The 15,235-nt window shown below is 36.8% G+C and carries 12 protein-coding genes, 4 tRNA genes and 1 pseudogene; 12 read left to right on the top strand and 5 right to left on the bottom strand.

Annotated features, from left to right (window positions below):
• Nucleotides 1–28: 28 nt before the first annotated feature.
• The 3 genes from G7Y65_RS01765 to G7Y65_RS01755 all read right to left on the bottom strand — a co-directional run bounded on the left by G7Y65_RS01765 (nucleotide 29) and on the right by G7Y65_RS01755 (nucleotide 1,076).
• Nucleotides 29–101 (bottom strand) — tRNA-Gln (locus G7Y65_RS01765).
• Nucleotides 102–110: 9 nt separating this feature from the next.
• Nucleotides 111–193, bottom strand: a tRNA-Tyr gene (locus tag G7Y65_RS01760).
• A 55-nt stretch (nucleotides 194–248) separates the two neighbouring features.
• A complete protein-coding gene (locus G7Y65_RS01755; RefSeq protein WP_042492058.1) occupies nucleotides 249–1,076 on the bottom strand; it encodes a metallophosphoesterase in 828 nt (275 codons plus the stop codon).
• Nucleotides 1,077–1,246: 170 nt separating this feature from the next.
• Between G7Y65_RS01755 and G7Y65_RS01750 the strand changes: the two genes are divergently transcribed.
• From G7Y65_RS01750 to G7Y65_RS01695, 12 genes are all read left to right on the top strand, one after another.
• The gene (locus G7Y65_RS01750; protein ID WP_165314502.1) at nucleotides 1,247–2,692 is read left to right on the top strand and encodes a peptide MFS transporter; all 1,446 of its coding nucleotides are present in this window, start codon (nucleotides 1,247–1,249) and stop codon (nucleotides 2,690–2,692) included.
• Between the two features lie 139 nt (nucleotides 2,693–2,831).
• Nucleotides 2,832–2,914: transfer RNA gene (locus G7Y65_RS01745), tRNA-Tyr, on the top strand.
• A 9-nt stretch (nucleotides 2,915–2,923) separates the two neighbouring features.
• Nucleotides 2,924–2,996: transfer RNA gene (locus tag G7Y65_RS01740), tRNA-Gln, on the top strand.
• Nucleotides 2,997–3,191: 195 nt separating this feature from the next.
• A complete protein-coding gene (locus G7Y65_RS01735) occupies nucleotides 3,192–3,938 on the top strand; it encodes a DUF975 family protein (RefSeq protein ID WP_042492055.1) in 747 nt (248 codons plus the stop codon).
• Nucleotides 3,939–4,019: 81 nt separating this feature from the next.
• Nucleotides 4,020–5,906, top strand: a complete 1,887-nt coding sequence (locus G7Y65_RS01730; protein ID WP_165314501.1) for an acyltransferase family protein — start codon at nucleotides 4,020–4,022, stop codon at nucleotides 5,904–5,906.
• Nucleotides 5,907–6,041: 135 nt separating this feature from the next.
• Nucleotides 6,042–6,503, top strand: a complete 462-nt coding sequence (locus tag G7Y65_RS01725; RefSeq protein WP_042492049.1) for a MarR family winged helix-turn-helix transcriptional regulator — start codon at nucleotides 6,042–6,044, stop codon at nucleotides 6,501–6,503.
• Nucleotides 6,500–7,420 (top strand): metal ABC transporter solute-binding protein, Zn/Mn family, encoded by a 921-nt coding sequence (locus G7Y65_RS01720; RefSeq protein ID WP_137600371.1) that lies wholly within the window; start codon nucleotides 6,500–6,502, stop codon nucleotides 7,418–7,420. The genes G7Y65_RS01725 and G7Y65_RS01720 overlap by 4 nt, the downstream gene beginning before the upstream one ends.
• A complete protein-coding gene (locus tag G7Y65_RS01715; RefSeq protein WP_165314500.1) occupies nucleotides 7,417–8,109 on the top strand; it encodes a metal ABC transporter ATP-binding protein in 693 nt (230 codons plus the stop codon). Before G7Y65_RS01720 ends, G7Y65_RS01715 begins: the two co-directional genes overlap by 4 nt.
• Nucleotides 8,102–8,884, top strand: a complete 783-nt coding sequence (locus tag G7Y65_RS01710) for a metal ABC transporter permease (RefSeq protein ID WP_042492043.1) — start codon at nucleotides 8,102–8,104, stop codon at nucleotides 8,882–8,884. The genes G7Y65_RS01715 and G7Y65_RS01710 overlap by 8 nt, the downstream gene beginning before the upstream one ends.
• Before the next feature lie 139 nt (nucleotides 8,885–9,023).
• The gene (locus G7Y65_RS01705; protein WP_137600372.1) at nucleotides 9,024–10,655 is read left to right on the top strand and encodes an ABC-F family ATP-binding cassette domain-containing protein; all 1,632 of its coding nucleotides are present in this window, start codon (nucleotides 9,024–9,026) and stop codon (nucleotides 10,653–10,655) included.
• Between the two features lie 324 nt (nucleotides 10,656–10,979).
• Nucleotides 10,980–12,350 carry a sugar porter family MFS transporter gene (locus G7Y65_RS01700; RefSeq protein ID WP_042492041.1) on the top strand — a complete coding sequence of 457 codons (1,371 nt, stop codon included), beginning with the start codon at nucleotides 10,980–10,982 and terminating at the stop codon, nucleotides 12,348–12,350.
• Nucleotides 12,351–12,512: 162 nt separating this feature from the next.
• On the top strand, nucleotides 12,513–13,853 hold the full coding sequence (locus G7Y65_RS01695; RefSeq protein WP_042492040.1) for an MATE family efflux transporter: 1,341 nt from the start codon (nucleotides 12,513–12,515) through the stop codon (nucleotides 13,851–13,853).
• Between the two features lie 76 nt (nucleotides 13,854–13,929).
• On the opposite strand, the pseudogene G7Y65_RS09520 reads toward G7Y65_RS01695, so the two are convergent.
• Nucleotides 13,930–14,010: pseudogene (locus G7Y65_RS09520) on the bottom strand (transcriptional regulator); the annotation flags it as partial.
• Nucleotides 14,011–14,013: 3 nt separating this feature from the next.
• Entirely contained in the window at nucleotides 14,014–15,096 is a 1,083-nt protein-coding gene (locus G7Y65_RS01685) for a GntR family transcriptional regulator (RefSeq protein WP_042492038.1), read from the bottom strand.
• Nucleotides 15,097–15,235 lie beyond the last annotated feature (139 nt).

Here is a 15,235-nt window from a genome sequence, read left to right as displayed (position 1 = left end):
GCGTAATCGCTCATTGACCCTTTATTAGCTGGGATAGCTGGATTCGAACCAGCGAATACACGGTACCAAAAACCGATGCCTTACCACTTGGCCATATCCCAATGATGAAATGGGGGCTATAGGATTCGAACCTATGAACCCGAAGGAATGGATTTACAGTCCACCGCGTTTAACCAGACTTCGCTAAACCCCCATATATTTAAGTAATACTTAGTATCACCTCAACGAATATATACTATACAGAATTATTATTTATTTGTCAACACTATTTGAATAAGTTTATTTAGCCAACTTTGATAAAAGTTATCGGCAGTCCATTCTTGTAAGTGATGACGATTATAACCAACACTAGCATTATAGTATGTTAGTCCCTTTTTTTGGCGGGGCGGGACTGTTATATGAACATGACCGTAAAAAACGTGTTGCACATTCGGATATTCAGCCAGTAACAGACCTGTTTTCGTTGACCCCAAGACACCATTAACCATGGCCCAACGTGAACTTGGATCAGGATAGTATAGTTCATCATTAATAGGTGAAAAATGTGTGAAAAAAATGACTTGTTTATGGGCGTTTAGCGCATCATCTAATAATTGATGCATCTGAGTATGTCCTAATGCCATACGCTCAATGTCACTCATCGGTTGATCAATGACACGATCATAATAAAATCCAGAACGGAAACGAACGATTGCGGCTGGATCAAGTAGTGGTGTAAAACTATAATCATACCAGCCGTTATGACCAATGATGCGCCAATTAGAATTGGGGATATCAAGGTATTGATTATGTAAGTAGAGGGGATCTAATGCTGTTTCTAATTCATTAAATGAAATATTACGTCCCATATCATGGTTACCCGCAATAAAGAGCACTTTGGTTTTTTGGCCAAGCGCATTTTGTAAATCATGGACATAATGCAGTGATTTTTCAAAATCGTTGAATAAATCACCAGCAATTAAATAATAATCAGGTTGTAATTGATGCAATGCTGTTGCTTGTTGATGTAATGATTGGGCAACATCTTGTTTGTTAACGTCAAAATGATTATCACTGGACACGATAATTTTAGTCATGTTACTACCTCTTTTTCACACAATATCATAATCTTATTATAACAAAAGGGGCAAAAAGTTAATGTAAAATGAAAACATCCTTGTCGAAAGTTACATTTGCGAGTAAAATTTAACAAGTGACATTAGATTGTCCAGAGTAGAAAACAGAATTTGAATAAGGAGCTTTTTTCATGAAAACGGAAAAGAAATTCCTGGGACAACCATACGGTCTAAAAACATTATTTATGACCGAAATGTGGGAACGTTTCAGTTACTATGGTATGAAAGCCATCTTGCTATATTACATGTGGCATTTAATTAGTACTGGTGATTTAAATATTACTAAGGCTACAGCTGCATCAATTATGGCCATTTATGCATCAATGGTTTATCTATCAGGAGTTGTTGGTGGTTTCATTGCTGATCGTATATTAGGACAACGACGAACAGTATTTTGGGGTGGTGTATTGATCATGTTTGGTCACATTGCATTAGCGTTGCCATTTGGTGCGGTTGCAATGTTCGTCTCAATGGTACTAATTGTTCTTGGAACTGGATTATTAAAGCCTAACGTTTCATCAATGGTCGGATCATTATATGATGACAATGATAAATCACGTGATTCAGGATTCTCAATTTTTGTGTTCGGAATTAACTTGGGTTCATTTATTTCGCCATTATTAGTTGGTTGGACACAAGAAAATATTGGGTTCCATGCCGGATTCTCATTGGCCGCTATTGGTATGTTCTTTGGGTTGGTACAATATCATTTCGGTGGTAAGCACCTTCACGAAGATTCAAACTATGCCCCTGATCCATTACAAGAAGAAGAAGTTAAGCCTTTGATTTTAAAGACTATCCTAGGTGTTGTTTTCTTCATCTTAGTTGTTATTTTGATGAACTTGATGGGTTGGAATAGTTTGCAAAACTATATTAACTTACTAGCAATTGTTGCAATTTTGTTGCCAGTATCATATTTTGTGGTTATGACAACTTCAGCTAAGGTAACAAAGGAAGAACGCTCACGAGTATTCTCATATATTCCATTATTCTTAGCCGCAGTATTGTTCTGGGCCATTGAAGAACAAGGATCAATCGTTTTGGCAACGTTTGCTGCTGAGCGAGTAGATACATCATGGTTCCCAGCATCATGGTTCCAATCATTAAATCCATTATTTATTATGCTATACACACCATTCTTTGCTTGGTTGTGGGTTAAGTGGCAGAAAAATCAACCATCTTCACCAATGAAGTTCGCTGTTGGTTTGATGTTTGCTGGTGCGTCATTCTTATTGATGGCAGTACCTGGTACTTTGTTTGGTACTGATGGTCATGTTTCACCATTATGGTTAGTTGGTTCATGGGCTTTGGTTATCATTGGTGAAATGTTGATTTCACCAGTTGGTTTGTCAGTAACGACTAAACTAGCACCAAAAGCATTTATGTCACAAATGATGTCAATGTGGTTCTTGGCATCTTCAGCTGGTTCAGCATTGAACGCTCAGTTAGTTACTTTGTATTCAGCAGATAATGAAGTTGCTTACTTTACATGGTTCGGAATAGCTTCAGTTGTACTTGGTATTCTATTAATTTTCTTAGTACCACGTATTAAGCGATTGATGGCTGGTATACAATAAAAAATTTTAAACAGCTTATACATTTGTATAGGCTGTTTTTTAATGTGAAAAATAATTTTAAAAAAATGCTTGCAATATGTATTTCTACTTGGTATGATATAAGAGTTGTCAGGGGCATTAATGTCAGACAGTTATATATGGGGGTTTAGCGAAGTCCGGTCAAACGCGGTGGACTGTAAATCCATTCCTTCGGGTTCATAGGTTCGAATCCTATAGCCCCCATTTCATTATTGGGATATGGCCAAGTGGTAAGGCATCGGTTTTTGGTACCGTGTATTCGCTGGTTCGAATCCAGCTATCCCAGCTAACAAAGGGTCAATGAGCGATTACGCTTGTTGGCCTTTTTTGTTTTATTTATTATGATTTCATCATTAGTAAAAATTGGTTTTTAATCGTATAATTGAGAGATATGATATTGACGCAGATGTTTAATATATCACCATAAATGATGATTGTAATATGTTAAACTTTAATGAATATAATTTAAGAAAGGTGATTTATGTTTACTAATTATGATTTAAAAAAGCAAGCGAAAACATACGTTAGTGGTGAAAATTTTGGGACAGCACTCAAACTATCGATTATTTTAGTTATTTGGCAAGTTATATCATCAGTACGTGAAAATTTAGAGCCATCAGGAAATATTAATCCTGAGGATATTCAATCGATGAGTGGGGTGGCTTCCAAAACGTTTGCGTTGGGGCTGCAAGTGTTAACGACCAGCATTCTAGCTGAAGTATTAGTTGGTATTTTTACATTGGGTGTCACTTTTGGTTTTGTTGAATGGCATCGACGTAAAAAAGCACCAGAACAACCTGTCAAAGTGGGACTAAAGTTTTTGAAGTCAAAAACGATTGTTGACGTCGTTGTGTTATTAGGGGTTCGTTTTATTTTTACATTACTTTGGACTTGTTTGTTCATTATTCCAGGTATTATTAAGACATATTCATATTCACAAGCAACCCTATTATATGCAGAGGATGTTCGAGCTGGTCGTGAAATTACTTCAATTACGTCATATTTAAAAAAATCAGAAGAAATGATGCGTGGTTACCGGATGAAGCTTTTCTGGTTACAGATTAGTTTTATTTTATGGTGGATCTTAGTTGGAATCACTTACGGAATTGCTGGTTTCTATGTTGTGCCTTATTATCAAGCAACGATGGCCGAATTTTACTTGGCTGTACGTCATAATGAACCAATTAGCCGAGCAAAAATGCATTTTGATGAAAATGATGAATTGTAAGAGGTAACCGTTTTATAAAAAATCACGAAGTTAAAGGGATTTAATTTTATATAATTTTAGAAGTGTTTAGGAAGAGAAAAAATGAGCCAAGATGTTACAAATAAGCCACGTTATATTACGGGATTTGATGGGCTTAGAGCAATTGCTGTTATTGGAGTAATCATATTTCATTTATGGCCAGACGCATTGCCTGGTGGATGGATGGGCGTACCGTTATTCTTTGTTTTATCGGGGTATTTAATTACAGATTTATTAATACAAGAATATGATCGTAATGGTCGGATTGATGTGCTAGCTTTTTACAAACGTCGAATTAAACGTTTGTATCCGGCACTGGTCATAATGTTGTTTGGTACAGCAACTTATATTGCTTTATTTGCCCGCGATTTGCTTTATAATTTACGGGCAATTATTGGTAGTAATATGCTATATCTTTACAACATTTGGGCAACCAAGAATGGTGATTCATATTTTGATTCTTGGGGTGGTTCATCGCCATTTACTCATTTATGGTCGCTATCAATTGAAGGCCAATTTTACTTAATTTGGCCAATTATTGTGATGTTATTGTTAGGATTACGTATTCGTCGTATTTCAATTGGGTTTACTTTAATTGGTGTTGCAGGTATTTCAGCCATTTTGTTAGGGATTTTGTACGATCCAATGAACATTAATCGTGCCTATTATGGATCAGATACCCGTGTCTTTGCCGTGTTATTTGGTGCTGCCTTAGCATTTGGATGGCCTTCAAAACGAATGAAACAGGTTTTGTCACCACGTGTGAAACGCAATCTAAATACTTTAGGTGCGATTGCCTTAACGTTAACCATTGTGATCTTTTTTGGATTAAATGGTGAGTGGCGTATGACTTACATGGGATTGATGTTTGTGGCGACTGCAATTATGACAAGTTTAATTGCAATTACAGCGCATCCGGCTTCATTTTTAAGTCATGCATTGGATAATAAATTTTTTAATTATTTAGGAAAACGGTCATATAGTATTTACTTATATCAATTACCGGTGTTTGTGTTTTTTGATCGATTAGTAAAGCAGCATGATACATTTTGGATGGATTGCTTGAAGATTATCATTGTTTTATTACTTGCTGAATTAAGTTATCGCTACGTTGAAAATGTTTTCCGTCATATGAAACAAAGTAAACCATGGTACACAGCATTTGTTGCACAACGTAGCGTACAAATGACTATTGTCGTTGCTTTGTTGCTAACACTGGGGACCGGTTATGCAGTATCTGCTCAAGAGACCGCACATGCTAAGCCTAAAAACACGTTAGAGAAACGATTAGATACTAATAAGGATCGCATTAGTCAGGCTAATAAAAAAGTGGTCGAGCAAGCTAAAAAAGCGAATAGTAAGAAAGCAGACAGTCATAAGATTGATCCAAAGACACTTTCGCAAGCAGATCGCGATTTGATGAGTAAATATAGTTTGACAGCTGACCAATTTTCAGCATTACGGGATCAACGCGTTACTGCAGTTGGTGATTCTGTTATGGTTGATGTGGCACCTGATTTACAAGAACTTATGCCAAATACTGTGGTTAATGCAACCGTTGGACGGCAGGCATATTCAATTCCAGATATATTGGACTCTTACGAGAGCCAAGGTCTGTTGTCACAAAATGTCATTATTTCTATTGGAACAAATGGAACCATTGGTGAAAATGATTTTAAGAAAGTGATGGACCTTGTTGGTAAAGATCGCCAGGTATTTTGGATTAATGGCTTTGCTAATCGTGACTGGGTTGATAAGAATAATAGTTTCTTGTCTAAGCAAAAAAATCAGTATAAGAATCTGCATATTATTGATTGGGCAGCGCTTGTTAAAGATCATCCAGATTGGTTAGGGGATGACAAAGTACATCCTAATCAAGAGGGTTCATTACAATACGCCAGCCTAATTGCTAAAATTATGGCAGATGTCTATAAAGATACTGATAAGTAAGATTTAAATTAAATAAATTATTTAGAAAAGCAACGTTCATGGTTTTGAGAATGTTGCTTTTTTATTGTCTTGCACTAACTAATAGTACGTGTTATTATTAACTGGTTAATTAACCAGTTAAGGAGATTGAGAGTAATGACAAATGACTCATATGCAAATCAAGTTGATAATTTTTTAAATCGTTTAAAATTATCTTCTGAAAATCAGCGCGAAATTTTAATTGGCGTTAATGAAACAGATATTACAACGACGCAGGGGCATTTATTAATGTTGCTTGCACAAAATGGACCACAAACAAATTCTGAATTGTCACGGGCACTACATGTATCAGGGGCCGCTGTTACGAAGGCCATGAAAAGTTTATATAGTCGTGATGAGGCTATGGTGAATGTTGTGCCAGATGAAGCAGATCATCGCGTTAGTCGCTGGTCACTAACGACTCTTGGTATTGCGATGGCTTCAGCGCACACGCAGCGACATCGGGAAACTTTAGCAGAGTATGAAAATCTTTTAGATAATTTTTCGGAAACTGAGCAGCAAATTATTAGTGACTTTCTGTCACAATTATTAGAACGTTTGCCTGGGGGAAAATCATGACATCGAAAAAACAACGTTTTATTTGGGTACCGATTTTAATTGTTATTATTTTATTAGGGATTGTTTTTTATCAAGTTTGGCAACGTAAGGAACAGACAACTAAGCCAGTGGAAAAGAATCAAATACAAGTGGTGGCGAGTTTGGATAGTTATGGTGAAATGGCGAAGGCTGTTTTGGGTAACGCAGGCAGTGTTGTGAGTGTGATTGATAAGCCGACAATGGATCCACATGAATATGAACCAACAGCTAGTGTGGCTAAACAATTTGACACAGCAGATGTGATTATTTCTAACGGTGGTGGTTTTGATAATTGGAGTGTAAATTTTGCTAAACAAAATAATGAGGCAAAACATATTAACTTGGCCAATGTTTACCATTATAAAGATGGTGAAGGTGGCGGCAATGAACATTTTTGGTATAAAACAGATATTACAACTCGGTTGCCTCAAAAATTAGCTGCGACATATGGTCAATTACTACCAGCAAAAAAAGCTTATTTTGAAAAAAATGCCCAAGCTTATCAAAAAAAGGCTAATAAATTAATTGATTGGCAAAAGCGAGTAAAACAGCATCTTGATGGGAAAAACTTATTAGCAACTGAACCAGTTTTTGATAATACGTTATTAACGTTAGGTGCAAATATGAAAGATACCAAATTTGCCCAAGCAATTGAAGAAGGTGATGATCCGACACCAACTGATGTCCGCCAATGGCATCAATTAATTGATCAAGGACAGATTGCAGCGGTAATTGATAATCCGCAATCTACAGGTAAATTAGCGACGCAGGGGGTAGATTATGCAAAAGCGCATCATGTACCTGTTGTCAAAGCTCGTGAAACAAAACCGGCAGACACGACGTATATTGATTGGCAAATTAATCAATTGAAGGCATTAGATGAGGCGTTATTGAAATGATTATTTTAGATGGTAAGGATATCGGAATTAAATTTGATGACCGGTGGCTTTATCAAAAAGTGAATTTTAGGCTAGAACAAGGCCATAATTTGGCGCTAATTGGTGACAATGGCGTGGGGAAAACCACGATGATTCGCGCAATGTTAGGTAAAGTACCGTTAACAACCGGAGAGTTTATCTGGCATGATGATAGTAATCGAAAAATTGCGTATGTACCGCAATATCGTCCTGATATGCAGGCATTTCCTTTACGAGTGAGTGACTTTGTTGCCTTAAATTTTGATCAAGGACTACGACCATGGTTATCCAAATTGGAAAAACAACGATTAACGGCGATTTTGGCAATTACGAATTTAACTGAGATTGCAGATCAACGGATTGATAATGCATCTGGTGGTGAGCGGCAACGTGCTTATTTAGCTCAAGCGCTTGTACAAAATCCAGATATTTTAATTTTAGATGAAGCAACGGCTAATTTAGATAATGTGGCTAAGTACGCATTAATGGATGTTGTGAAAAACTATCAACACCAATATCAATTAACAGTCATAATGGTGAGTCATGATATTGATATTATGAAAAAATATGCCGATGAATATTTATTACTAACAAAGCACGGCAGTGAATATGAAAAAATTGATCAATTGGATGTTGCTAAATTAAAGGAAGGAGGACAAATTCTTGTTTAATTTTCCATTTATGCAACATGCATTGATTGCAGGGACGTTAATTGCAATTATGAGTGGATTAATTGGTCCATTTATTGTTGCGCGTCGTATGTCTTTTTTGGCACACACATTAAGTGAGATTGGTTTTGCAGGGGCCTCATTCGCCTTATTTATGAGTTGGTCACCTTTGGTAGGAATGTTATTGTTTTCCGTTGTTGCATCAATGAGTGTCGGTGGACTAGGGATTAAAGAACAACGTTCAGAATCACTTATTTCAGCTGTGAGTGCAGTAGCAATCGGATTAGGGATTGCATTTTTATCGCTATCTGACAAGAATGCTACTGCAGCAACGGGAATTTTATTTGGCTCAATTTTTAGTATTAATAAAGGGGATGTTTTAGAAGTTGCAATATTAGCAATTTTAGTCATTTTAGTTACTTTGTTGATGTTTCGACCACTTCGACATTTTGCCTTTGATTACACGACAGCAAGTTTTAGTTTAAAAAACTTACAATTAATCGAAGTGTTGTTCTTAGGATTAATGGCTGTAACGGTAGCTGTTTCAGCACAAGTTGTTGGTTCGTTATTAATTTTTATTTTAATGATTTTACCAGCCAGTTCGGCAATGAGATGGGGACGAACAGTGTGGCAAATTATTGGTTTGTCCATTTTATTTGCTGTTGTTGGTGTCTGGCTAGCACTAGGGTTGTCATTTTGGTTAGATCTCCCAGTATCATTTTTCATTGCATTAATTGAAGCCATTATTTATTTTGTCAGTCTAAGTCGGAAAAAGTAGACGAATAATACGCTGATTCAGGCATTAAGCTTGCGTATGAATAGGGCATTTGATAAAGTTATAATTGGTATGCTTGTTTAAAGCAGATGATAATAGATGAATAAAATAGCGCAATAATTTGTAGGAGAAGAGATCAAATATGTTAACAGTTTCAAATGTATCAGTGGCTTTCACTGGTAAAAAATTGTACGATGATGTGAATTTAAAATTTACACCAGGTAATACTTATGGCATTATCGGAGCAAATGGTGCAGGTAAGTCAACTTTCTTGAAGGTTTTGGAAGGTAAATTACAACCCACGACGGGTAATGTTTCAATGGATACTAATGAGCGTATGTCATCATTGGTACAAGACCACTTTGCGTTTGATCAATACACAGTCTTAGACACTGTTATGCAAGGGCATAAAGAACTTTATGATGTTAAAAATGAGATGGATGGCATTTACTTACATGATCCATTTACTGATGAAGATGGCATCCGTGTTGGTGAATTATCAGCACGTTTTGAAGAATTAGATGGTTGGACAGCTGAAATCGAAGCCAGCCAACTATTACAAAATATTGGTATTCCTGAATCACAACACCAAACACTCATGTCAGACCTACCTGAAGTTACCAAAGTTAAGGTTTTACTAGCACAAGCCTTGTTTGGTAATCCGGATATTTTGATTTTGGATGAGCCTACTAACGGTTTAGATACCAAGACAATTGCTTGGTTGGAAGACTTCTTGGCTGATTATCAAAATACTGTGTTGGTTGTTTCCCACGACCGTCATTTCTTAAATGCCGTTTCAACAATGATCTTAGATGTTGACTTTGGTAAAATTAAGTTATTCGTTGGTAACTATGATTTTTGGAAGCAATCTTCTGAATTAGCACAACGTTTACAATCACAAGCTAATGCTAAAAAAGAGGAACAGATTAAAGAGTTGCAAGACTTTATTGCACGTTTCTCTGCTAACGCATCAAAGTCAAAGCAAGCTACTTCACGTAAGAAGCAGCTAGATAAAATTACACTTGATGATATTCAACCATCATCACGTAAGTACCCATACATTAATTTTGAGATTTTACGTGAAATGGGTAATGACATGTTGCGTGTTGAAGGTGTCTCAAAAAGTATTGATGGTGTAAAGATTTTAGATAATGTCACATTTACAGTTAACCCCAATGAAAAAGCATTGATTATGGCTGAAAATGACGTGGCTTCAACGATGATTTTGGATATTATTGCAGGTAAGGTGAAACCAGATGCTGGTAAGGTTACTTGGGGTGTTACGACAACACAAGACTACTTAGCTAAGGATATGGCAACTAACTTCCCTAACCCAGAACGTCCTATTTTGGACTACCTACGCGATTTTGCCTCAAAGGAAGAAAGTGATAATACTTTCCTACGTGGTTTACTAGGTCGTATGTTATTCAAGGGTGAAGATGCCGAAAAGACATTGGATGTCCTTTCAGGTGGTGAGAAGGTTCGCGTGATGCTATCAAAGTTGATGCTAACCAAAGCCAACGTTCTAATCTTGGATGATCCTACCAACCACTTGGATTTGGAATCAATTACATCATTGAATGATGGCTTGATTAACTTCCAAGGTGGGTTAATCTTTACATCACATGACCGTACATTTGGTCAAACAATTGCTGATCATGTTATTGTGGTTTCAGACCAAGGTGCAATTGACCGTGCTGAAACAACGTATGATGAATTTATGGCTCACCCAGAAGTGCAAAAGCAACTGGCTGCTAAAAATATTGTATTGTAAACATTAGTAAAATAAATTAAAAAGCCAAGCAGTAAACGAGAAAAACGTTTATAGCTTGGCTTTTTTAGTGTGGATAAATTGATGATTTATAGTGAAATAAAGATAAAAAGATGAAAAAATTTGTATGTTTAAAATAAAATTCTTTTAATTTGTCCGTACAATATGCTATAATAAAAACCGTTGATGAAAGCGATTACAATTTTTGTGATAATTTGAGTTAAATGAATGCTGATATTTAAGCATTAGCTCATTAAAAATAAGTAATCAATTTCAATGTTTATTTATAATCATGTAGGGGATACATGGTGTTGGAGGGATTATTTCATGTCTGAGAAGAAAATTTCTAGTAAATTTATTTACTTCTTTGGAGCCTTTGGAGGTATCTTATTTGGATACGATATTGGTGTTATGACTGGTGCGTTGCCATTCTTACAAAGTGATTGGAACTTGTCTGGTGGTGGTGTTACTGGTTGGATTACATCATCATTGATGTTAGGTGCTATCTTTGGTGGTGCTATTGCTGGACAATTATCTGATCGTTTGGGACGTCGTAAGATGGTTCTTTATTCAGCTATTCTATTTATGATTGGATCTGTATTGGCTGGAGTTTCGCCACATAATGCAGTTGGTTATCTAATTTTCACCCGAGTTATTTTGGGAATTGCAGTTGGGGCAGCTTCAGCTTTGGTCCCTGCTTATATGTCTGAAATGTCACCAGCTGATCGTCGTGGTAGTCTTTCAGGAATTAATCAATTGATGATTGTTTCTGGAATGTTAATTTCTTATATTATGGACTTCTTGCTTAAAGGTTTGCCCGAACATTGGGCATGGCGTTTGATGTTGGCACTAGCTGCAGTTCCTGCTTTGATCCTATTTTTAGGGGTATTACGTTTGCCAGAATCACCACGTTTCTTAATCAAGACGGGAAAGACTGACGAAGCACGCCAAGTTTTGTCTTGGATTCGTAAGCCAGAGGAAATTGATGCTGAAATGGCAGCAATTACAGAAACAGCTGAAGTCGAGCAAAAAGCTGAAAAGTCTACAACTTGGGGATCTTTGTTAGAAGGACGTTACCGTTACCTCGTTATTGCAGGTGTGACAGTTGCTTTCTTCCAGCAATTCATGGGAGCTAATGCAATCTTTTACTACATTCCTTTGATTGTTGAAAATGCAACCGGACAAGCAGCTGCAGATGCACTACTTTGGCCAGTTGTTAATGGGGTTATCTTGGTATTAGGTGCGCTATTCTATATGGCAATTGCCGAAAAGTTTAACCGTCGTCACTTGTTAATTTTAGGTGGTACTGTGATGGGACTTTCATTCATCCTACCAACAATTATTAACATGTTTATGGATACAAACCCAATGATGATTGTTGTATTCTTGTGTATATTCGTTGCCTTTTATGCCTTTACTTGGGCACCATTGACATGGGTATTGGTTGGTGAAATCTTCCCATTGGCAATTCGTGGCCGTGCATCAGGATTAGCATCATCAATGAACTGGGTAGGATCATTTATTGTTGCCTTGGTTTTCCCAATTATGACAGCTGCAATGTCACAAGAAGCAGTATTTGCTATCTTTGGTGTTATCTGTTTAGCGGCCGTTTTGTTCATTATGTTACGTGTTCCAGAAACACGCGGACATTCATTAGAAGAAATCGAAAAGCTAGGTGCAGAAAAGAACGCAAAATAATTGATTGTAAGTTTAACTCAGTATAGAAATTATACTGAGTTTTTTTGTGGTTAAACTAAAGTTAATTGTAAGAAGTAGATTTATTAATAGACAAACAATCGATAATTATTCTATACTTTAACCTAATGTTAATGTGAGTTTAGTAAGTGAGGAGTAGTGAATATGCAAGATCTAACAAGTGGAAAACCCACTAAAGTTATCCTGATGTTTGCCATCCCGCTGATGATAGGGAACATGGTACAGCAACTGTACAATATTTCTGATACGCTGATTGTTGGGCAGACATTAGGTGTTAATTCATTGGCTGCAGTTGGTGCAACAGGAAGCATTCAATTTTTAATTATGGGTTTCGTACAAGGATTTAGTTCTGGAATGGCGATTATTACGGCGCAACGATTTGGTGCACAAGATGTACGTGGTGTACGAGAGTCATATGCAACTAGTATCATTGCTGGGGTAATCATGTCGATTATTCTAACTGTCGTTAGTTTGGTATTTTTAGACACCTTACTAAACGTGATGCAAATGCCGGCTGCAATTTATGATGAAGCTAAGCTCTTTATTGGTATTATTTTGGCTGGAACCATTATGACAATGGGATATAATGTCATCTCAAATGCGATGCGTGCGGTGGGAGATAGTAAAGCGCCGTTATATTACCTAATTATAGGTATGATTGTTAACGTGACGTTAGAACTATTGTTGATTCTAAAATTCCATTGGGGTGTTGAAGGGGCAGCAACAGCAACGGTGTTTGCGCAATTCGTCTCAGTTGCCATTTCACATTGGCATATTACAAAATATAACGATACATTAAGGCTTAGTTGGTCGGATTTTAAATTACCAGCGGGTGATTTGAAAAAACATTTGTTGGCTGGGCTACCAATGGGATTCCAGCAATCAATTATTGCGATTGGAGCGGTAACATTAGCAACCGCTGTTAATACATTAGGAACGGATGCTGTTGCTGCGAATACGGCGGCTTCTAAGGTTGATCAAATTAGTACGCAACTTTTGATGTCAATTGGGGTTGCAATGGCTACTTATACGGCGCAAAACTTTGGTGCTGGTAAGTATGATCGTATTCTAGAAGGTGTTAAAAAGTCGCTAACAATTTCAATTAGTTTGAGTTTTGTCCTTGGTGCAATCGAAGTTATCTTCGGTCGTCAATTGGTTACGTTATTCGTCGGTGCTGGGCAACATGAAGTGATGAATTTGGCGCAAGAGTTTTTCTGGGCAAATGGACCATTCTACTTTATTTTAAGTACATTATTCATTTTGCGTTATACATTGCAAGGATTAGGGGATGTACGAACACCAACTTATGCTGGTATGGGTGAAATGGTTATGCGTTCAGTTACTGCCTTTTCATTAGTAGCTTGGTTTGGCTTCTTCGGAGCTAGCTTAGCTAATCCATTAGCATGGTTAGGATCATTATTATTCTTGATTCCGGCATGGCGTCGTATGGTTAAAAAATTAAGAGGCATGAAAAGTGCAGCTTGATCAGGATAAATAAACAGTGTTATATGAAATAGCAGGCAAGGAAAACGAATGGTTTCCTTGCCTGCTATTTTTTGCATTAACTATAAAATAATTTCAAGTTTATATCTTGATCATAGTTTCCAAAACCTTTACCAAATAAAGTCATACCACCTTTATGGCATTATTCCGGTTTCATAGATGAATTACGAACAATGATATCTGGTTCATAAATGATGTCATGACCAGGTTGTCCATTGATAATATCAAGAAGTATCTGGGCAGCATCGCGCCCCATTTTACGTTTAGGATGACGATTAGTTGTTAGGCTAGGCGTCATGTAAGATGATAAACCGTAGTCATCAAAGCCAACAATCGCAATGTCTTCAGGGATTCTAAAACCAAGTGATCTAATTAGATCAATGGTTTGTATGGCTAAAGAATCATTATATAGGGCTAACGCCGTTGGACGATTGGGCATTTCCAAATAAGTCTCGATTTTATTTAAAATTAAGGCGTTATTTTCCTCATCATTTGATTGGTACATGATGAGATTACTATCCAACGCGTAGTCAGGCTGAGTTTGAAAGGCCTTATAAAAACCTTGCATACGATGAGCGCCCTGAATATCATCAACTTTAAAGACGCCTAAAATACGTTTGTGACCTTGTGAAATAAGGTGCTCAACTAATTGAGATTCGGCTTCAATATCGTTAATGCCTAAATAATTGAAGTTGAGGTTATCATAAGTAGAATTAATGAAAACTGTCGGAATGTTCAGTTTTTTAATTTGATCGTACAAATCTTTATTAGGATTTGGTAATGCTGACATCGTTGGTTCAATGATGAGGCCACTAACGCCACTTTCAATGATGCGTAATAAACTACGACGTTCACGATCGAAAGTGTTGTGGGTATTACTGATAAATAAAGCATACCCAGCATCAGAAATCACTTGGTCAATCCCGCTGATGATTTCTGGGAAAATATAATCCGCCAGATGGGTTGTGACAACACCAATCACTTTGTTTTCAGTTTTAACAGCTGGTACTTTTTTCCAATCATTTACATACATCCCATCACCTTGAATACGATATAAGTAGTGTTCTTGTTCTAGACCTGCAGTAGCACGTCTAACGGTGTAACGGCTCACATTGTATTGTTCAGTTAGGTTTGCTTCAGTTGGTAATTTATCACCGATTGCAAATTTACCAGAAATAATATCATTGCGGAGCCCTTTTTTGACGATGTCATATTTTGTATCCATAATGTGCCCCCCGTTTTTTAAACATAGATAATAAGTCCCATTATACAAAAAAATTCACCTATAAAAAAGTGCGCAATAACCTGGTCTGATAAGGAATTAAAAACCAAGCTATTATTTGTACATACAAATTTTTGGGTTT

Source organism: Weissella sagaensis (genome assembly GCF_010306265.1).
Lineage (GTDB): Bacteria > Bacillota > Bacilli > Lactobacillales > Lactobacillaceae > Weissella > Weissella sagaensis.
Note: the sequence above shows the minus strand (reverse complement) of the source record. Positions and strands in the feature narration are given on the sequence as shown.

Coding starts and splice junctions, on each gene's coding strand:
- G7Y65_RS01755 (WP_042492058.1), bottom strand. CDS start 1,076: ATGACTAAAATTATCGTGTCCAGTGATAATCATTTTGACGTTAACAAA.
- G7Y65_RS01750 (WP_165314502.1), top strand. CDS start 1,247: ATGAAAACGGAAAAGAAATTCCTGGGACAACCATACGGTCTAAAAACA.
- G7Y65_RS01735 (WP_042492055.1), top strand. CDS start 3,192: ATGTTTACTAATTATGATTTAAAAAAGCAAGCGAAAACATACGTTAGT.
- G7Y65_RS01730 (WP_165314501.1), top strand. CDS start 4,020: ATGAGCCAAGATGTTACAAATAAGCCACGTTATATTACGGGATTTGAT.
- G7Y65_RS01725 (WP_042492049.1), top strand. CDS start 6,042: ATGACAAATGACTCATATGCAAATCAAGTTGATAATTTTTTAAATCGT.
- G7Y65_RS01720 (WP_137600371.1), top strand. CDS start 6,500: ATGACATCGAAAAAACAACGTTTTATTTGGGTACCGATTTTAATTGTT.
- G7Y65_RS01715 (WP_165314500.1), top strand. CDS start 7,417: ATGATTATTTTAGATGGTAAGGATATCGGAATTAAATTTGATGACCGG.
- G7Y65_RS01705 (WP_137600372.1), top strand. CDS start 9,024: ATGTTAACAGTTTCAAATGTATCAGTGGCTTTCACTGGTAAAAAATTG.
- G7Y65_RS01700 (WP_042492041.1), top strand. CDS start 10,980: ATGTCTGAGAAGAAAATTTCTAGTAAATTTATTTACTTCTTTGGAGCC.
- G7Y65_RS01695 (WP_042492040.1), top strand. CDS start 12,513: ATGCAAGATCTAACAAGTGGAAAACCCACTAAAGTTATCCTGATGTTT.
- G7Y65_RS01685 (WP_042492038.1), bottom strand. CDS start 15,096: ATGGATACAAAATATGACATCGTCAAAAAAGGGCTCCGCAATGATATT.